Source organism: Pseudomonas sp. IT-93MI4, from assembly GCF_949767635.1.
In the GTDB taxonomy this organism is placed as follows: Bacteria; Pseudomonadota; Gammaproteobacteria; order Pseudomonadales; family Pseudomonadaceae; genus Aquipseudomonas; species Aquipseudomonas putida_A.
The window spans coordinates 164,061-183,051 of the sequence record NZ_CATKPP010000057.1 but is presented as its reverse complement, the minus strand read 5'-3'; the positions used below and the strand labels follow the sequence as shown (position 1 = coordinate 183,051).

Sequence of the window (18,991 nt, the reverse complement as noted above, 5' to 3'; positions counted from 1 at the left end):
TGGTGAACGGTAGATCAAGGCGCTGTGGGGACAGCTCGTTGTAACGCTCGAAGGCAATTGCCAGGTTGAGCTGTCCCGTTTCTCGATCCGGCTGGCATGGATGCCACGTAACCTCGCCTGACCGTTTTCACGAAGCTCTCCGGCATGCCGCCATGCTTCGGGCTTCGGGCTTCGCACTGGGGTTACATAGGCTGTAATCCGATCTGTAGAGCAAAACCGCGATCTTTTCGGCGATGTAGGCCGGATCATTATCGCTGATCCACTGCACAGACGTTGCAGGCAGTTGATCACCAAAGTGCTTCTCCACACATTCCAGCATCAAGTCGCGAACGTCATCGCCGGTGCACCCGGTCGAGTTCGCGACCCAGCCGATGGCTTCGCAATCACAGCAATCCAGTGCGGGGGGGGGCCCTATTCATAATAGGCGGCGCGCTTAGCGGGCTGATGTTGCTGAACAGCCAATTCTTGCACCCGATAATGAAGGACCTGATCGCGCGCTATCGATCGGCAACTAACCAGCTTTGATGCAACGTAGCAACTTGATCAGTTACTGGCTAGGTAGCTGTTAACTTTGCCTAGTGCACTTTGCGCCGTCACTTGTGGCTGGGTTTTCACCAGCCATGTTTGCAACTGCACCAACACCGGCAGGCTGTTTTGCTGTCGGCTTTCGTAGCGATGTTCATCGTCGACTTCTTTCAAATCTCGCTCGATACCGTACAGCATGTTGATCAGATTCAAGGCGATATCGGCACACCCGGTTTTGCCTTTGGGCTGCACCTTATGCGCCTCAACAAACTGGCGCCGCCCATGTAATCAACAGCCTAAACGGTCGACACTGGATATGGCGGCCCAGTACTTTTTCGAAACGATAAAGCGGTAAAGCTTACACTTATTTGGCGGTCAGCAGTATCACCAAAACGCTGGGGCCGACCATACTCTTTTCGATCAATTGGGTGGACTGTCCGCGGTGGCCGAGGGGGGGGGGGTCGCAATCCCGGCAACCGTAGAGCTTGCGGATATGTTTGATCACGCATGTATTGGCACGACCTCAAGCTGATTACTGACTTTCCTCGCCAATGCAGTGTTTACGGCAGCCGCAGCACAGGCCAGTTCATGCTTGAACACTTCATGGCTGACTTCGATACGAGAGATCGGCGGGCATAGGCTTGCGTTTGCCTCGTCGTTAAGTCTGAGCAACGACCTCTTCTTCCACCGTTTCGTCGACGTGCTTAGGCTAGAGATATACTTTTTCGACTTTTGCGTCGGTACGCGTTATGAGGTGCTGGCTCCGCGAAGGAATCGGGAGCGCGGCATCGGAGGCCCAACTGGTGACTTTGAATGTGGGGCTCATGGAGCGCTTACAATACAGCAAGCCTGTGAAGCGATGACCTCACAGGCGGGCGAGTAAATTATTCTAAAAACAGGGCGCTAGTATCCAGAAGATTGATCCGAACTTCTCGTATTTGCCGCGATACGCGCTTGAGCACTTCTAACTGCCATATCGTATGCATCATGTAAAAGAGCATGACGATCGGCACGAACGCTTGAATCAGCAGGTGTTCGGAAAAGTGACGTGGTTTTTTCGACATATTTGAAATGCGCGCCATATCCGTAACAAAGCCACAAGTTCCAGTCTTCAAGTTGATCCAGATCGAGATCAAACCCACCCCAACGCTGGTACAGTTCTTTCTTGAACATGATGGACTGGATAGGGATAAAGTTATGGCGCTGCATGACCTTATAGTCCCATTCCTGGCGAAACACGGGAGGCGTATAGAATAGCTCCTCGACATAATGACTTTTGTCATCATTAACGTGGGTAGCAACTTCAAAAGCCAAACTGTAAGCAGCATCAAGCGTTGCGTCGGCTGCCAAGCATTGCATCAGCGTTTCGACGTGATCCGCGAATAACAGATCATCATCATCCAGGAACATATAGTAATCGCCCGACGCTGCAGCCATTGCAGCATTACCCACACCTGAGCGACCTATCTTTTCATTATCCAAAAACTTGACAGTGAGATGGGAAGGCGCGTACTTGGCTACAGACTCTACCAGCTCAAGCTGAGTATCCCCACCGTCTTCCGCAACAATAAGTTCGATATTCGGATAGGTCTGATTAAAGACACTCTGCATCGCCTGCCGCAGAAAAACCCCACGGCCTCTATAAGTACGTGTAATGATCGTGACTTTAGGCACTACAGCCACCGAGTCAAAGGGTTTCGCCTGCCAAAACGCGCCATCCCTGACAAGTTCGTAGTCATAACCACGAAACGGAAATCTTGCGGTGGCGGGCCCCTTTCCCTTCAAAAAGCCCGGTATATTTTTCAGCAACTTTGGCAGGTTGCGCCACAACATTTTTTTAGAACCGGGGAATTGCGACGGGTAAACAAAAAGGATTGCGTACAATGCCAACGCCACACATCGATCGACGTTCGAGCCGTACCGCAGACGAATATAGGTATTGCCCAAGACGCTACCGGCGAACTGCAATGGTTTGACTTCACCAGCCTCTTCGTACGTATGGTGAATGACCGCCGCATTTGGCAGGTATTTCAGTACATAACCGTAGGAGCGCAATCTATAAGAAAATTCGACGTCTTCGCCATACATGAAAATGGCACGGTCGTAACCACCGCAGCGAATATACGCATCACGCCGCAGTAGGATACAGGCGTGTGAAGACCAATTGGCTTCCAGCGTGACCGGGTCATAATATTTCGGGTGTTCGAATGGCACCTGGCGAAACTCCCAGCTTGCCGACGCTGGGTCACGATCATTAACTGCTGCGGTAACGGCATTTACGATTGAGCACGGAAGGAACTCGAGGTCGAGATTTACGACCAGGCAATAATCCGACTGACCTTTGCGGATAGCACGATCATGGCCCATGCCAAAACCAAGGTTCTCTTGCTGAATGACCTCGACGCTGGCGAACAGACTACCGTGCGAGCTCAAGTAATCTTTAAATAGCTCCACCGTATTATCGGAGGAACCATTATCAACAACTTTGAAGTGAATACTTGACAGCGGATATTCTTGCGCCGCCAGAGAGTCAAAAAACTTTTTTATCCAGCGAGAGCTATTATAAGAAACCACCGAAATATCAATAGGCGGAAAAACAGTTAGCGCCGAAGCAGCAGCCAAGCCCGACATATAGGAAAACCGCTTGTCAGACAATGCATTCAAAGACTTGATATTATCGTTCGAAAACGTCTTATCACGAAAGCCCCGCATCAGCTTCATTTTTTGAAAGGTATAAAACGACCACACAAACTTTAAAAACGGCACCCGTAAATACACAGCTCGAGCATAGCCTCTAACTGTAGCCACGTCTCCTCGCAGCACAGCACGCACTATATTGGAGCCTATAGAGAACCCCCGTCGAAGAATACGCAGCGGCCTGGTGAATGCTCGTGTGACTGGTCTATCAGAAGCTTTACAATTTTTATCCATTGGTCTGTAACTCAATATCAATCATAGAAGTCCCCACTAACCCAGTAAACGCGTTAGCGCTACGGGACCTGAAACCATTACTTTGCGCAACCAGCCACATATTATCTGTTGACGCAGGCGCTACTTTTGCTCAAACCATCTGATCCAGCGGGGGCGAATCATAGCGTCATCATCGACGCTTACTTTGCACCCCGGCGGCGGTAAACGATCAACAATCCCTAAGCCTTGGGCTGCTCTCGCCTTCCCGCACCCAATGCGCACGCAATCAGTATCAGGGGCAGATAAGCAACAGCCAAACCGATGACACCGGACACAAGCCCAACTCCCACAGCGACAGCCAAAGGCGTCAGCCATAAGAGATTTATGCCGACGACTGCAAACACCACCACTTTGTGGCTGCCATACCGTCGAGCCGCGTACTGATATGCATGACTCCGATGAGCCTCATAAACCTTTTCACCGCTGAGCAAGCGCCTCGCCAGCGTCCAGGTTGCGTCAACAATAAAAACTCCCAGAAGAATCAACCAACTCCAGAGAAAAGCGCCTGATTGCCACGCAGCATCAATGGCAATGAGGCCTAAAACGAGCCCCAGGAAACCACTGCCTGCATCCCCCATGAAAATGCGCGCGGGTGGAAAATTCCAACACAGAAATCCCCCGACCGAGGCAGCCAGGGCCAACGCAACCCACACCAACTCGACATGACCGGTCAAACCGTAGATCAGACAACTACCAAGACAGGCACAGATGGCTTCGGCACTGGCAAGGCCATCGATACCATCCATGAAGTTGTAAAGATTCAACATCCAGACGAGATAAATCAAAGCCAGCACAATGCCCGCAACGCCAAGATCCACGGTCATATTCGCAATAGACAGGGGAGCAAGACCTCCCAGCCAAAAAAGTGCCCATCCGGCGGCAGCGAAATGCCCCAGGAGTCGCCATCTTGCTGGAATGTGATTATGGTCATCAGCAAAACCGACAGCTGCAACCAGTAGCCCACCACCCAACAGACCGTACATCAACTCCGCAGTCATCAGCCCAAGCAGCTTCAACGCTGGCAGAGCAATCAGGGACGCAAAGACTATCGCGACACCGCCACCGCGCGGGGTGGGCGTCGTGTGAGAGCTTCGCTCATTTGGTACATCGATCAGCTTCCTCCCCAATGCGTAACGGCGAAACATTAGTGTCAATGCCCAAGACAATAGAAAAACCGACAGTAACAACCACCAAACATTCATTTCGTTTGCTCATCCAAGTAATAGCGAGCGGTTTGAAGCATGGCCTGATCCACATTAACGGGAGGTCGCCACCCCAACACTTCGAGGTTTTTTTCAATATTGACCTGAAGCGAGCCGCATATACGCTGAGCAATCGACTGTCTGCCAAGCAGACCAGCCACGAAAATCAGCAATTTCTGCGGTACCGGTATCAACAACGCCCTTTTACCCAACGCCCGCGACAAATGTCGCAAAAGCTGTGTGGTTGACAGGTCGTCACCATCACTCACCAGAAAGGTCTCATTTGCAGCGGCCGGATGTTCGATGCAGGTGACAATCAGATCGACCAGATTCCCGATTGCGACCAGGCTACGCTTGTTTCCTATCGCACCCAGTGGCAATGGCAGCCCCTTGCTGAGCCATCGCATCATGCTGAGGAAGTTGGCCTTGACACCCGGACCGTAGACCAGAGGCGGACGAATAATGACGACTTCCATACCGGTTTCAAGACTCAGCTTCTTTAAACTTTCTTCCGCTTCATACTTGGAAACACCATAAGGATCAACAGGAGCAGGCACGCTATCGGCAGTGAATGGTTCCCCTGCCGCGGTGCTTTCTCCGTTGACCTTGATGGAACTGATGAAAATAAACCGGGCGACGCCTGAATCGGCAGCGTGCCTTGCCAACCTCATAGTCCCATCGACATTGAGGCTGCGAAACATCGCCAGCGCATCGGTCGCTGTTTCGTCCATGACGTGCACCCTGGCAGCGGCGTGGACAACTACGCGTACATCATCAAGCAACGGCAGAACACCCGGTACACTCAGATCAAAAGTCACACCAGAACAGCGTCCTGCCACACAGTTCGTATCCCGTGCAGCCGCAATCGGTTGAAATTTCCCATCAAGTAACAACCTGGAGACCAGCGCCCAGCCAATAAAGCCACTTGCCCCCGTCACAACCACCTTTGAACTCATTCAGATCGGTTCCCTGAAAACGCGAACATCCAGCAGACAAAAAAGAACAATACCTTGTCGCGCAACCGCCGCCGACACTGCCAGGCATCAAAAGAAAGCCTTATGAGTTGGCACCTCTTCAATTGCAGCCGTGACTGTACAAACGGATGGTCGCCCTTGCCTACCAATAACGCGATGATCCGCACCTGACTGAACCACCAACCGTCATGGATGGTTTTGTAACGTGCGAGCAAAGAGCTCAAGCCTTTATTGGCGCCCACTTGATTGTTTGCGTGCTGGCGGTAATCCATGGTCGGCACTGGGTCGATGAACCATCGAAAACCATGACTTCGAGCGAAGGCGTAGCAGTACCAGTCATGCAAGCGAACCTTCTGCAGCTTTTCCCAGTCATTTGTTACTGAAGTTTTAAGGGCGTCGGCAAAGTGATTATTGAATACATAAGTGCATCCAGGACCTGCTGCCTCAAATAGAAAATCCCAGGCAACTTGAGGCTGTGCCTTGTCCAATAGATGGATCCTGCCATCCGGCCAGAAGGCGGTGACATTACTGGAGTAGGCATCAACGTGGTGAGAATCAATCGTACAAGTGGCACGCCGTAGCTTGTCTGGATGCCAGATGTCATCCTGGTCAGCCAGCGCTATGAAGTCATAAGGAGAGAAATCGACGTCACGAATCAATCGAAAGAAATTGCGCGACGCACCTCCAAATTTTCCGGCATCCGGGAGGAGAAAAATCTGTGGGTGTTTCGCGGCGAACGCCGCGCACCACGCTTCTGTACCATCAGAGGAAGGATCAATGCTTATATGAATTGAGACTTCAACGCCTGATTGACACAGGATCGAGGCGAGTTGCTCCTCGATCCACTGTATTCCGTTGTAGGCAGCCAGCAAAACCGCAACCTTTGGAAGTCTAACTGGCATGCCATTCCTGCTTGCACTAATTGACGCTAAGGATTCGAGTGGATTGTCTTGGCTCAACGAGCGCTTAGGTCCAGCAACTTTTGCAAGTACTGACCATAACCTGTTTTCTTCAGCGCCTCGGCTTGCATCCCCAGTTGCGCAGCAGTAATCCAGCCGTTGTTATAAGCGATCTCCTCCAGACACGCCACCTTCAGGCCTTGGCGTTGCTCAATGGTGTGCACAAAGTGACTTGCTTCCAGCAGAGAGTCATGAGTGCCGGTATCAAGCCAGGCGAAACCGCGACCGAGCATCTCGACATTCAGCGTCTTGCGCTCCAGGTAGGCGCGGTTAACATCAGTGATTTCCAGCTCGCCGCGCTCGGACGGCTTGATGCTCTTGGCAATCTCGACAACATCATTGTCGTAGAAGTACAGCCCAGTCACCGCATAATTGGATTTCGGCTGGAGCGGCTTCTCTTCAATGCTCAGCGCCCGACCGGTTTTATCAAACTCTACTACACCAAAACGTTCCGGATCGGAAACGTGATAGCCAAATACCGTGGCCCCTTGCTGTTGCGAGCTAGCGGAACGGAGGTTGTCCGAGAAGTGCTGCCCGTAGAATATGTTGTCACCCAGAATCAGGCAGCAAGGATCGGTACCAATGAAATCCTCACCAATAATGAAGGCTTGAGCCAGACCGTCCGGACTAGGCTGCTCAGCGTAAGTGAGCTGGATGCCATACAGGCTACCGTCACCCAGCAACTTGCGGAAACATGGCAAATCTTCAGGCGTGGAGATAATCAGGATTTCACGCATGCCTGCAAGCATCAATACAGACAGCGGATAGAAGATCATCGGCTTATCGTATATTGGCAGCATCTGCTTGGATACGCCGAGAGTTAACGGATGCAGGCGCGTGCCCGAGCCGCCGGCGAGGATGATACCTTTACGATTCGTCGTGGTCATTTGTTCAGAACTTCCCTAAGCATTCGGTTTACACCACTTTGCCAATCCGGCAAGTGTAGAGAAAAATTGTCGCGCAACTTCTGAGTATTCAAACGAGAATTCAGAGGCCGCTTCGCAGGAGTGGGATAAGCTGCAGTATCGATTGGGGTGACCGCTGTTACGGCAAGTTGCTCGCCATTGGCCTTAGCGAAAGCGATTACATGACTTGCATAACCATGCCAGGACACCTCACCACTGGCTACCAAGTGATACAAACCCGAGAGCTGCGGCTGTTGGCTCGCCTGGCGAACGGCCAAAGCCGTGACGTCAGCAATGAGGTCAGCCCCTGTCGGCGCCCCGATCTGATCGGCGATGACATTCAGCGTTTCGCGATCTTTGGCCAGACGTAACATGGTTTTGGCAAAATTGTTACCGCGAGCGCCATAGACCCAGCTTGTACGAAAGATCAGATACTTGCAGCCCGAAGCGATAATCGCCTTCTCACCTGCCAGCTTACTTTCACCGTACTGGTTCAACGGGGCGACGTCATCCGTCTCCTGCCATGGACTGGAACCCTGGCCATTGAACACATAGTCAGTCGAATAATGCACAAGCCAGGCATCTAGAGCTTTTGCTTCTTCGGCCAACACCTTACTGGCACGGCCGTTTACCAGAAAGGCATGCTCGACATCGGATTCAGCCTTGTCGACTGCTGTATAAGCGGCCGCATTAACGATGACATCAGGCATGATTTTGCGGATCGTCGCGCTTACCGCATCAAGATCGGAAAGGTCGCCGCACAGTCCATCGACCGGATGACGATCCAGCGCGACCAACTCGCCAAGCGGAGCAAGGGAGCGTTGCAGCTCCCAGCCTACTTGACCGTTTTTGCCCAGCAGTAGAATCTTCATGCCTTGTTCGAGCGGTCCGCGTAATTCTGGTCGATCCACTGTTGATAGGTACCGCTCTTCACGTGAGCGACCCACTCAGTGTTGCTCAGATACCATTCAACGGTTTTACGAATGCCCGTTTCAAAGGTTTCTTCCGGAGTCCAGCCCAGCTCGCGCTGAATCTTGCTCGCATCAATTGCGTAGCGCTGGTCGTGCCCCGGGCGGTCCTGAACGTAGGTTATCAGGCTTGCATGCGGACGGTGGGCAGAGTCAGGACGCAACTCATCAAGCAGCGCACACAAGGTGTTCACGACTTCGATATTTTGCTTTTCGTTGTGACCACCAATGTTGTAAGTCTCACCGATCACACCTGCTGTCACGACTTTGTACAACGCACGAGCGTGATCTTCTACATACAGCCAGTCACGAACCTGATTGCCTTTGCCGTAAACAGGGAGAGGCTTTCCTTCCAGTGCGTTGAGAATGATCAGCGGGATCAACTTCTCAGGGAAGTGGTACGGTCCATAGTTGTTCGAGCAATTGGTGACCAATGTCGGCAAACCGTAGGTACGCGCCCAAGCACGAACCAAGTGGTCGGAACTGGCTTTGCTGGCCGAATAAGGCGAACTTGGCTGATAAGGCGTGGTTTCTGTGAACAGATCTTCCGGACCTTCCAGATCACCATACACTTCGTCAGTCGAGATATGGTGAAAACGGAAGTTGGCTTTACGCGCATCATCCAGAGCAGCCCAATAGTGGCGCGCCGCTTCAAGTAGCGTATAGGTACCGATGATATTGGTCTGAATAAACTCGGATGGACCGGAGATCGAACGATCCACGTGGGATTCTGCGGCCAGGTGCATGATCGCATCCGGTTGATGCTCACGTAGCACGCGGTCGATTTGATCACGATCGCAAATATCGACACGCTCAAATGCATAACGCGAGTTTTGGCTGACTTCCGCCAAAGATTCCAGATTGCCGGCGTAAGTCAGCTTATCAACGTTAACGACAGAGTCGGCGGTATTGGAAATGATATGACGGATGACTGCCGAGCCGATAAACCCGGCGCCGCCGGTTACTAGAATTTTCACGCGAAACAATACCCTTGAGCTGCAGACAGGCCACCGACGAGCACTGTCTAATCCATGAATGCGAAAGCCGCAGAAAACGAAGCTTCTGTCAGAGTCAGTCTGAATCGATATGGGAATATGCCACTATCGAACAAAGGTAGCATTTTACAGCTTAATGAATCTTTTACTAATGGATATGGATAGGTTGTGACGCAATTTCGACAGACGCCCTGCGCCTGTCGCTTTCAAACAAGACGCTTGCGCGCAGCTTTGGACGGACGCCCCAGAAACCAGCCGAGTATTGGGCCAATCAACATACCGATGAGCAATGCCAAAACCACGACAAGTGATACCGGCAACTGCGGACCAGACAAACCCAGAAACAACAACGATACCGACTGCTGATTCTCAAGCACAAACGCCAGAATCACCAACACCAGCAGCAGAATAAAAACACCAAGAAGTATGCGCTTGAGGTTACGCATGAATAACTCCTTGTAAGGTAGCGACTGTCAAACCCCCTCCTCCTCTTCCTCATTCACCCGATCACGCAACTCCTTACCCGGCTTGAAATGCGGAACGAATTTGCCGTCGAGACTAACCGACTGACCAGTCTTTGGATTGCGCCCGACGCGCGGCGCACGATAGTGCAGGGAGAAGCTGCCAAACCCACGGATCTCGATGCGATCACCAGTGGCCAGACATTGGGACATTTGTTCAAGCATGGTCTTGATGGCCAGCTCCACATCCTTGGATGAGAGTAGCCCTTGATGGGTGACAATTCGTTCGATCAACTCCGACTTCGTCATATTTTTCCCTTCTTTTTCAAGCAGCTAGATCAGCGCTTGAAAGGTTTTAGCACGCCCGGAAGATTTTGAACAGCCCAGGGATTGACATATCTTCCTTGGCGCTGAAACGCCTGTTTTCAGTGCACAAAAGCACAAGCCGAAGCAGTACACACTCAACGGCACATGACCAGCATGGTTCGAGTGACGTAGCCTGCGGGATTGAAGCCAAACGGATATTCATCTTCATCCTTGGCCTGATCAGATCGTGTGATTACCCTGTAACCCGCGCCCTTGCACTCCTTCGCTGCGCGCTTTTGGCATTTCTCCCACCCCGAACCCAGGCCAGAGCAGTCGATCTCGATACCGCTGACGCCACGCACGGCATGCGTCTTGGCACTTGTGGTGCAGCCAGCCAGTACCAACACCGCGATCAAGACAATAAATCTGTTCATCCACTTCCTTATGCCAGGCAACGCCCGACTACCGCACGACTAATACCCAGCTTAGTCGCGAATAGGCGATTGATCCGATTAAAGAAACAGACAACCCGCTGAAGGGATTGGTTTCACCAACACTCCACTCCCAACGGTACCGCCACCAAATCGCAGGCACAAAAAAGGGCGACCGAAGTCGCCCTTTTTCATGATCAAGCAGAACTTAGTTCTGTTTGGCCATTGCTTGACGCAGCAGTGCCGCCATAGTGGTGTCAGCTGCTTCACCTTCCGGAGCTGCTTTCAGGCTCTGGATGGCTTCTTTCTCTTCAGCATCGTCTTTCGACTTGATCGAGAGCTGGATTACGCGGCTCTTGCGATCAACGCTGATGATCTTGGCTTCAACTTCCTGGCCTTCTTTCAGAACGTTGCGCGCGTCTTCAACGCGGTCACGGCTGATTTCAGAGGCTTTGAGGGTTGCTTCGATGTCGTCGGCCAGAACGATGATGGCGCCTTTGGCGTCAACTTCTTTCACGGTACCGGTCACGATAGCGCCCTTGTCGTTAACCGAGACGTACTCGGAGAACGGATCGCTTTCCAGTTGCTTGATGCCCAGGGAGATGCGCTCGCGCTCTGGGTCAACCGACAGGATGACGGTGTCCAGCTCGTCGCCCTTCTTGAAACGACGTACGGCTTCTTCGCCCACTTCGTTCCAGGAGATGTCGGACAGGTGAACCAGACCGTCGATGCCGCCGTCCAGACCAATGAAGATACCGAAATCGGTGATCGACTTGATGGTGCCGGAGATCTTGTCGCCCTTGTTGAACTGGCCAGAGAAGTCTTCCCACGGGTTCGACTTGCACTGCTTGATGCCCAGGGAGATACGACGACGCTCTTCGTCGATGTCCAGAACCATGACTTCCACTTCGTCGCCGACTTGTACGACTTTCGAAGGGTGGATGTTCTTGTTGGTCCAGTCCATTTCCGAAACGTGTACCAGACCTTCAACGCCTTCTTCCAGCTCAGCGAAGCAGCCGTAGTCGGTCAGGTTGGTTACACGAGCGGTAACGCGAGTGCCTTCTGGGTAACGGGCTTTGATAGCAACCCATGGATCTTCGCCCAGTTGCTTCAGGCCCAGGGAAACACGGTTGCGTTCGCGATCGTATTTCAGAACCTTGACGTCGATTTCGTCACCAACGTTGACGATTTCGGAAGGATGCTTGATACGCTTCCACGCCATGTCGGTGATGTGCAGCAGGCCGTCCACGCCACCCAGATCGACGAATGCGCCGTAATCGGTGAGGTTTTTGACGATACCTTTGACTTGCTGGCCTTCCTGCAGGGATTCCAGCAGAGCTTCACGCTCGGCGGAGTTCTCGGCTTCCAGGACGCTGCGACGGGAAACGACAACGTTGTTGCGCTTCTGGTCCAGCTTGATGACCTTGAATTCCAGCTCTTTGCCTTCCAGGTGCGTGGTGTCGCGCACTGGACGGACGTCAACCAGGGAACCTGGCAGGAACGCACGGATGCCGTTAACGTCGACAGTGAAGCCGCCTTTAACCTTACCGTTGATAACGCCCTTGACCACTTCCTCAGCTGCGAAGGCTGCTTCCAGAACGATCCAGCATTCAGCGCGCTTGGCTTTTTCACGGGACAGCTTGGTTTCACCGAAACCGTCTTCAACCGAATCCAGAGCAACGTGAACTTCGTCACCGACATTGATAGTCAGATCACCAGCATCGTTGTAGAACTGTTCCAGCGGGATGAGTGCTTCAGACTTCAGGCCAGCGTGAACGGTTACCCAGCGAGCCTGGTAATCGATATCAACGATAACACCGGTGATGATGGAGCCTGCCTGAAGGTTCAGGGTCTTTAGGCTTTCTTCAAAGAGTTCCGCAAAGCTTTCGCTCATTTTAATTCCTGTAGATGAGGGCGAAGAATACGCCCATCTCCACACCCCAGACGGTGTGGGTTAGTTTCATTTAAAAGAAGCGCCGCAGGACTATGACTGGTCCCCTGCGGCCTTCTTGGTCACCCGGCGATATCGCGAATGGCGATCTCGCTCATGATGCGTTCAAGCACCTGATCGATGGACAACTCCGTGGAATCCAGCTGTATCGCATCAGCCGCCGGCTTGAGCGGGGCTACTGCGCGCTGGGTATCACGCTCGTCGCGTGCACGGATCTCATCTAGCAGACTCGACAGACTAACACCCTCGACTTTGCCCTTCAACTGCAAATATCGGCGGCGCGCCCGTTCCTCGGCACTGGCGGTGAGGAAAATCTTCAGCGGCGCATCCGGAAAAACCACTGTGCCCATGTCGCGACCGTCGGCCACCAGGCCCGGCGCTTCCTGGAAAGCACGCTGGCGCTGCAGCAGCGCCTCGCGTACCGCCGGCAATGCGGCCACCTGAGAAGCACCGGAACCGACGCTTTCGGTACGGATGACATCGCTGACTTCATCACCTTCCAGAATGATGCGCTGCAGTTGACCGTCGGTCGCCGCGATGAACTGAACATCCAGATGAGCGGCCAGTTTCTTCAGCAGCTCTTCATTGGTCAGGTCGACACCATGGTTATGCGCAGCGAACGCCAGCAGGCGATACAGCGCACCGGAGTCCAGCAGATTCCAGCCCAGACGCTTGGCCAGGATCCCGGCGACCGTGCCCTTGCCCGAACCGCTTGGCCCATCGATGGTGATGACCGGTGCAATGTTTTTCACGACTGAGCCTCTTGAGCCACGCGAATGCCGACCTGCGCGCACAGCGCGAGGAAGTTCGGGAACGACGTCGCGACGTTGGCGCAATCATGAATGCGGATCGGTGCAGTGGCGCGCAGCGAAGCGACGCTGAAAGCCATGGCGATACGGTGATCACCGTGACCATGCACTTCGCCGCCACCGATCTGGCCGCCATCAATGATGATGCCGTCCGGAGTCGGCTGGCACTTGACGCCCAGCGCCAGCAAGCCGTCCGCCATGACTTGAATGCGATCCGATTCCTTGACGCGCAGCTCTTCGGCACCGGTCAGTACGGTACGACCTTCGGCACACGCCGCCGCCACGAACAGCACCGGGAATTCGTCGATGGCCAGTGGCACCAACGCTTCCGGAATCTCGATACCCTTGAGTTTAGCAGCGCGCACGCGCAGGTCAGCCACTGGCTCGCCGCCAACTTCACGCTGGTTTTCCAGGGTGATGTCTGCGCCCATCAGACGCAGGATGTCGATGACGCCGGTACGGGTCGGGTTGATGCCAACGTGCTCCAGCACCAGCTCGGAACCTTCGGCGATTGACGCCGCCACCAGGAAGAACGCCGACGACGAGATGTCGCCCGGCACTTCAATGTGGGTCGCCGTCAGCTTGCCGCCGGACTCGACCGACGCGGTGGCGCCATCGACGCTTACCGGGTAGCCAAAACCGCGCAGCATGCGCTCGGTGTGGTCACGGGTCGGCGCCGGCTCGGTCACGGTGGTCTTGCCTTCCGCGTACAGACCCGCCAGCAGCAGGCAGGACTTCACCTGAGCACTGGCCATCGGCATGGTGTAGGTCAGACCTTTGAGCATGTGCCCGCCACGAATGGTCATCGGCGGACGACCTTCGGCAGCCGTTTCGATCACGGCGCCCATTTCACGCAGCGGATTGGCCACGCGATTCATCGGACGCTTGGACAGCGATGCGTCGCCGGTCAGGGTGCTGTCGAAGTTCTGCGCCGCCAGCAGGCCGGACAGCAGACGCATCGAGGTGCCGGAGTTGCCCAGATAGATCGGACCCGGCGCAGGCTTCAGACCGTGCAGGCCGACGCCGTGAATGGTCACACGACCGTGGTGCGGGCCTTCGATGACCACGCCCATGTCGCGAAATGCCTGCAAGGTCGCCAAGGCATCTTCGCCCTCGAGGAAACCTTCAACCTCGGTCACGCCTTCGGCCAGCGAGCCGAGCATGATCGAGCGGTGGGAAATCGATTTGTCACCTGGTACGCGAATCCGACCGGACAGGCGGCCACCAGGTTGAGCCAGGAAAATCAGATCGTTGGAATTCATAGCGTCCACATAGGCCCTGCGGGCCAGGATTTTACTGAAATGCTCGCGGGCAACCCGGGCGCGCGTGAAGACGCCCAACAATTGGTGCCCATCCCCTGCATCGACCGCGTCGCGCAAGGCGTCGAGGTCGCTGCGAAATGTATCGAGTGTGCGCAGGACAGCCTCGCGGTTGGCGAGGAAGATGTCGTGCCACATCACCGGGTCGCTTCCGGCGATTCTTGTGAAATCGCGGAAACCGCCCGCAGCGTAACGGAAGATCTCAAGGTTTTCATTGCGTTTGGCCAACGAGTCGACCAGACCGAAGGCCAGCAGGTGCGGCAGATGACTGGTCGCGGCCAACACTTCATCGTGGCGCTCGACCTGCATGTGCTCGACGTCGGCACCCAGTTCGCGCCACAAGCGATCAACCACCGCCAGTGCGGCCGGGTCGGTCTGCTCGAGCGGCGTCAGAATCACCTTGTGCCGACGGAACAGCTCAGAGTTGGAGGCTTCCACCCCGCTCTGCTCGGAGCCGGCAATCGGATGGCCCGGCACGAAGCGCGCTGGCATACCGCCAAACGCCTCGGTCGCCGCGCGCACCACATTGCCCTTGGCGCTGCCGACATCGGTCAGAATCGCCTGCCCCAGATCAACGCTCGCCAGACGAGCCAGGACTTTCTCCATGGCCAGAATCGGCACCGCCAGCTGAATCACGTCGGCACCCTGACACGCAGCGATCAGGTCTTCTTCACAACGATCCACCACACCCAACTCGACCGCCAGCTTGCGCGATTGCGGGTCGAGATCGACCCCGACCACTTCGCGGCAGATACCGCTTTCACGCAAGCCTTTGGCAAACGAACCACCGATCAACCCCAGACCGACCACTACAAGGCGACCGATCATAGGTGCAGCAGATTGCAGAGCAGTGACATCACCCACGAGCCAGAACCTTACGCAGCGCTTCGAGGAAGCGGCTGTTTTCCGCCGGCAGACCGATGGTCACCCGCAGGTGGTTCGGCATGCCGTAATTGGCCACCGGACGCACGATCACGCCTTCACGCAGCAGCCCCTGGAAAATCGGCGCAGCAACCTGACCGAGATCGACGCAGATGAAGTTGCCTTTGGACTCGATCCAGCTCAGACCCAACTCACGGAACCCTGCCTGCAACTGCTGCATGCCGGATTCGTTGAGCTGACGGCTTTGCGCCAGATACTCTTCGTCTTTCAGCGCCGCACAGGCCGCGGCCAGGGCCAGGCTGTTGACGTTGAACGGCTGGCGCACGCGGTTCAGCACGTCCGCTACTACCGCAGTGGACAGGCCATAACCGACGCGCAGCGCCGCCAGACCGTAGGCCTTGGAGAACGTGCGCGATACCAGCAGATTCGGATACGCCGCGAGGAAATCCAGACCGTCCGGCAGATCACTGCCTTCGGCGTATTCGATGTATGCCTCGTCCAGCACCACCAAGACGTGCTCCGGCACGTCCTGCAGGAACTCGTCCAGCGCTTCGGCGCCGAACCAGGTACCGGTCGGGTTGTTCGGATTGGCAATGAACACCACGCGGGTGTTGGCGTCGATGGCTGCGAGCATCGCAGGCAAGTCGTGCCCCCAGTCTTTGGCCGGAACCACTTTGGCCTGCGCACCGACAGCCTGGGTGGCGATCGGGTAGACAGCGAACGCGTGCTCACTGAACACGGCGTTCAGGCCCGGCGCCAGATAGGCGCGCGCCACCAGCTCGAGAATGTCGTTGGAGCCGTTGCCCAGGGTCACCTGGTTCAGCTCGACGCGGCACCGCTCGGCCAACAGCGATTTCAGCGCGAAGCCGTTGCCGTCCGGATAACGGGTCAGCTCGGCCAGTTCTTCGCGGATCGCTGCCAAGGCTTTCGGACTAGCGCCCAGCGGATTTTCGTTGCTTGCCAGTTTGACGATTTTCGCCGGATCCAGATCCAGCTCGCGCGCCAGTTCGTCCACAGGCTTGCCCGGAACGTACGGCGAAAGTTGTTGCACGCCCGGCTGTGCCAGAGCGAGGAAGTTGCCACTCATTTGCTACCGCCCCTTAGAGAACTGCTTTCGGGTAGGAACCCAGCACTTTGAGTGCTACTGCTTCCTGACTGATCTTTTCCAGCACACCTTTGATCAGCGGATCACGGTGGTGGCCGACGAAGTCGATGAAGAACACGTAGGTCCATTTGCCGCTGCGCGACGGACGGGTTTCGATCCGGGTCAGGTCGATCCCGTTGTCATGGAACGGCACCAGCAGCTCGTGAAGCGCGCCAGGCTTGTTGCTCATCGAGACGATGATCGAAGTCTTGTCGTCGCCGGTCGGCGGCACTTCCTGGTTACCGATCATCAGGAAGCGCGTCGAGTTGTCCGGACGGTCTTCGATCTTCTCGGCCAGACGCGTCAGGCCGTACAAGCCTGCGGCCATGTCACCGGCAATCGCCGCCGAATTCCACTCACCCTTGACCCGCTTCGCCGCTTCAGCGTTGCTCGACACCGCCACGCGCTCGACATTCGGGTAATGCGCGTCCAGCCACTTGCGGCACTGGGCCAGCGACTGGGCGTGGGAGTAGATGCGGCTGATGCTGTCGGTCTTGGTGTTTTCACCGACCAACAGGTGATGGTGGATGCGCAGCTCGACTTCACCGCAGATCACCATGTCGTGCTCGAGGAAGCTGTCGAGGGTGTGATTGACCGCGCCCTCGGTGGAGTTCTCCACCGGCACCACGCCAAAGTTCACCGCACCCGCTGCCACTTCACGGAACACTTCGTCGATCGCTGCCATCGGCTTGCTGATCACCGCGTGACCGAAGTGCTTCATGGCCGCCGCCTGGGTGAAGGTGCCTTCAGGGCCGAGGTAAGCCACTTTCAATGGCTGCTCGAGCGCCAGGCACGAAGACATGATTTCGCGGAACAACCGCGCCATCTCTTCGTTGCCCAGCGGCCCCTGATTGCGCTCCATCACCCGCTTGAGCACCTGAGCTTCACGCTCGGGACGATAGAACACCGGCACTTCGCCTTCGGCCAGCGAGGCCATCTTTACTCGCGCAACTTCCTGGGCGCAGCGGGCGCGTTCGCTGATCAGCTCGAGGACTTTGCTGTCCAGAGCGTCGATGCGAACGCGCAGTGCCTTGAGTTCTTGCTCGGACATCAGCCGTGTTCCTTCTCGAATTCAGCCATGTACGCCACCAGCGCGTTGACGGCGTTGATGTCGACGGCGTTGTAGATGGAGGCGCGCATGCCGCCCACGGAGCGGTGGCCCTTGAGGTTGAGCAGGCCGCGTTCGTCAGCACCGGCGAGGAACGGCTTGTCCAGGCGATCGTCAGCCAGACGGAATGGCACGTTCATCCACGAGCGGTCCGACTTGTTGATCGGGTTGCTGTAGAGGCCGCTGGCATCGATGAAGTCATACAGCGTGCGCTGCTTGACGTCATTCAGTTTGGCGATCGCTTCAACGCCGCCCTGCTCTTTCAGCCACTGGAACACCAGGCCGGACAGGTACCAGGCCAGGGTCGGCGGGGTGTTGTACATCGAGCCGTTATCGGCCGCGACCTTGTAGTTGAGCATGGTCGGGCACAGCGAACGCGCCTTGCCCAGCAGGTCTTCGCGGATGATGTTGACGACGATGCCGCTCGGACCGATGTTCTTCTGTGCGCCGGCGTAGATCATGCCGAAACGCGAGATGTCGACCGGACGCGAGAGGATGTCCGAAGACATGTCGGCCACCAGCGGCACATCACCGGTTTCCGGGATCCACTGGAATTCCAGACCACCGATGGTTTCGTTCGGCGCGTAGTGAACGTAAGCGGCGTCTTTCGACAGATTCCACTCGTTCTGGCCCGGAATGGCGAAATAGTCGTAAGGCTTGGCGGTGGCGGCAACGTTGACGTGGCCGTAGCGCGAGGCTTCTTCGATGGCTTTCTGCGACCAGATACCGGTGTCGATATAGTCGGCGCTGCCGCCTTCAGGCAACAGGTTCAGCGGAATCTGCGCAAACTGCTGGCTGGCGCCGCCTTGCAGAAACAGCACTTTATAGTTCGACGGGATATTCAGCAGGTCACGCAGGTCCTGCTCGGCCTGGGTAGCAATGGACACGAACTCATCGCTGCGATGGCTCATTTCCATGACCGACAGACCCTTGCCATGCCAATCAAGGAGTTCACCCTGGGCACGTTGCAGGACAGCTTCAGGAAGCGCCGCAGGACCGGCACAGAAGTTATAGGCTCGCTTGCTCACATCCAATCTCGCTCTGATTTGGTGGTATCACGCAATAAATCACACTACCGATCA

The 18,991-nt window shown here is 55.4% G+C and carries 16 protein-coding genes and 1 pseudogene; all 17 read right to left on the bottom strand.

Annotated features, from left to right (window positions below):
* Positions 1-446: 446 nt before the first annotated feature.
* A pseudogene (locus ACM6I7_RS25265) lies at positions 447-1,210 on the bottom strand (IS66 family transposase); the annotation flags it as partial.
* A 218-nt stretch (positions 1,211-1,428) separates the two neighbouring features.
* Entirely contained in the window at positions 1,429-3,333 is a 1,905-nt protein-coding gene (locus tag ACM6I7_RS25260) for a glycosyltransferase family 2 protein (protein WP_414889470.1), read from the bottom strand.
* Between the two features lie 341 nt (positions 3,334-3,674).
* Positions 3,675-4,697 (bottom strand): MraY family glycosyltransferase, encoded by a 1,023-nt coding sequence (locus ACM6I7_RS25255; RefSeq protein ID WP_414889469.1) that lies wholly within the window; start codon positions 4,695-4,697, stop codon positions 3,675-3,677.
* Positions 4,694-5,653, bottom strand: a complete 960-nt coding sequence (locus tag ACM6I7_RS25250) for a UDP-glucose 4-epimerase family protein (RefSeq protein WP_414889468.1) — start codon at positions 5,651-5,653, stop codon at positions 4,694-4,696. The genes ACM6I7_RS25255 and ACM6I7_RS25250 overlap by 4 nt, the downstream gene beginning before the upstream one ends.
* Positions 5,650-6,573: a glycosyltransferase gene (locus ACM6I7_RS25245; RefSeq protein WP_282412741.1), complete on the bottom strand. Its 924-nt coding sequence runs from the start codon at positions 6,571-6,573 to the stop codon at positions 5,650-5,652. The genes ACM6I7_RS25250 and ACM6I7_RS25245 overlap by 4 nt, the downstream gene beginning before the upstream one ends.
* 53 nt (positions 6,574-6,626) lie before the next feature.
* On the bottom strand, positions 6,627-7,517 hold the full coding sequence (gene rfbA, locus ACM6I7_RS25240; RefSeq protein ID WP_123534800.1) for a glucose-1-phosphate thymidylyltransferase RfbA: 891 nt from the start codon (positions 7,515-7,517) through the stop codon (positions 6,627-6,629).
* On the bottom strand, positions 7,514-8,407 hold the full coding sequence (gene rfbD, locus ACM6I7_RS25235) for a dTDP-4-dehydrorhamnose reductase (protein WP_414889467.1): 894 nt from the start codon (positions 8,405-8,407) through the stop codon (positions 7,514-7,516). Before rfbD ends, rfbA begins: the two co-directional genes overlap by 4 nt.
* Positions 8,404-9,480 carry a dTDP-glucose 4,6-dehydratase gene (gene rfbB, locus ACM6I7_RS25230; protein WP_282412744.1) on the bottom strand — a complete coding sequence of 359 codons (1,077 nt, stop codon included), beginning with the start codon at positions 9,478-9,480 and terminating at the stop codon, positions 8,404-8,406. Before rfbB ends, rfbD begins: the two co-directional genes overlap by 4 nt.
* Positions 9,481-9,704: 224 nt before the next feature.
* On the bottom strand, positions 9,705-9,944 hold the full coding sequence (locus ACM6I7_RS25225; protein ID WP_225135894.1) for a lipopolysaccharide assembly protein LapA domain-containing protein: 240 nt from the start codon (positions 9,942-9,944) through the stop codon (positions 9,705-9,707).
* A 27-nt stretch (positions 9,945-9,971) separates the two neighbouring features.
* A complete protein-coding gene (gene ihfB, locus ACM6I7_RS25220) occupies positions 9,972-10,268 on the bottom strand; it encodes an integration host factor subunit beta (RefSeq protein WP_003189779.1) in 297 nt (98 codons plus the stop codon).
* A gap of 152 nt (positions 10,269-10,420) precedes the next feature.
* Positions 10,421-10,699 (bottom strand): hypothetical protein, encoded by a 279-nt coding sequence (locus tag ACM6I7_RS25215; RefSeq protein ID WP_027612423.1) that lies wholly within the window; start codon positions 10,697-10,699, stop codon positions 10,421-10,423.
* 205 nt (positions 10,700-10,904) lie between these two features.
* A complete protein-coding gene (rpsA, locus tag ACM6I7_RS25210) occupies positions 10,905-12,590 on the bottom strand; it encodes a 30S ribosomal protein S1 (RefSeq protein WP_027612422.1) in 1,686 nt (561 codons plus the stop codon).
* Positions 12,591-12,709: 119 nt separating this feature from the next.
* Positions 12,710-13,399 carry a (d)CMP kinase gene (gene cmk, locus ACM6I7_RS25205; RefSeq protein ID WP_015093983.1) on the bottom strand — a complete coding sequence of 230 codons (690 nt, stop codon included), beginning with the start codon at positions 13,397-13,399 and terminating at the stop codon, positions 12,710-12,712.
* Complete coding sequence (locus ACM6I7_RS25200) at positions 13,396-15,603, bottom strand: bifunctional prephenate dehydrogenase/3-phosphoshikimate 1-carboxyvinyltransferase (protein ID WP_414889466.1); 2,208 nt, start codon at positions 15,601-15,603, stop codon at positions 13,396-13,398. Before ACM6I7_RS25200 ends, cmk begins: the two co-directional genes overlap by 4 nt.
* A 28-nt stretch (positions 15,604-15,631) precedes the next feature.
* Positions 15,632-16,744: a histidinol-phosphate transaminase gene (hisC, locus tag ACM6I7_RS25195; protein WP_096794922.1), complete on the bottom strand. Its 1,113-nt coding sequence runs from the start codon at positions 16,742-16,744 to the stop codon at positions 15,632-15,634.
* 13 nt (positions 16,745-16,757) lie between these two features.
* Positions 16,758-17,852, bottom strand: a complete 1,095-nt coding sequence (pheA, locus tag ACM6I7_RS25190; RefSeq protein WP_003226907.1) for a prephenate dehydratase — start codon at positions 17,850-17,852, stop codon at positions 16,758-16,760.
* Entirely contained in the window at positions 17,852-18,937 is a 1,086-nt protein-coding gene (serC, locus tag ACM6I7_RS25185; protein ID WP_027612419.1) for a 3-phosphoserine/phosphohydroxythreonine transaminase, read from the bottom strand. Before serC ends, pheA begins: the two co-directional genes overlap by 1 nt.
* Between the last annotated feature and the right edge of the window lie 54 nt (positions 18,938-18,991).

Bases quoted from the DNA above. Each gene is read 5' to 3' on its own strand.
- rpsA (WP_027612422.1), bottom strand. From the start codon at position 12,590: ATGAGCGAAAGCTTTGCGGAACTCTTTGAAGAAAGCCTAAAGACCCTG.
- ihfB (WP_003189779.1), bottom strand. From the start codon at position 10,268: ATGACGAAGTCGGAGTTGATCGAACGAATTGTCACCCATCAAGGGCTA.
- hisC (WP_096794922.1), bottom strand. From the start codon at position 16,744: ATGAGTGGCAACTTCCTCGCTCTGGCACAGCCGGGCGTGCAACAACTT.
- ACM6I7_RS25200 (WP_414889466.1), bottom strand. From the start codon at position 15,603: ATGATCGGTCGCCTTGTAGTGGTCGGTCTGGGGTTGATCGGTGGTTCG.
- ACM6I7_RS25245 (WP_282412741.1), bottom strand. From the start codon at position 6,573: ATGCCAGTTAGACTTCCAAAGGTTGCGGTTTTGCTGGCTGCCTACAAC.
- ACM6I7_RS25215 (WP_027612423.1), bottom strand. From the start codon at position 10,699: ATGAACAGATTTATTGTCTTGATCGCGGTGTTGGTACTGGCTGGCTGC.
- ACM6I7_RS25255 (WP_414889469.1), bottom strand. From the start codon at position 4,697: ATGAATGTTTGGTGGTTGTTACTGTCGGTTTTTCTATTGTCTTGGGCA.
- ACM6I7_RS25225 (WP_225135894.1), bottom strand. From the start codon at position 9,944: ATGCGTAACCTCAAGCGCATACTTCTTGGTGTTTTTATTCTGCTGCTG.
- pheA (WP_003226907.1), bottom strand. From the start codon at position 17,852: ATGTCCGAGCAAGAACTCAAGGCACTGCGCGTTCGCATCGACGCTCTG.
- ACM6I7_RS25250 (WP_414889468.1), bottom strand. From the start codon at position 5,653: ATGAGTTCAAAGGTGGTTGTGACGGGGGCAAGTGGCTTTATTGGCTGG.
- rfbD (WP_414889467.1), bottom strand. From the start codon at position 8,407: ATGAAGATTCTACTGCTGGGCAAAAACGGTCAAGTAGGCTGGGAGCTG.
- rfbA (WP_123534800.1), bottom strand. From the start codon at position 7,517: ATGACCACGACGAATCGTAAAGGTATCATCCTCGCCGGCGGCTCGGGC.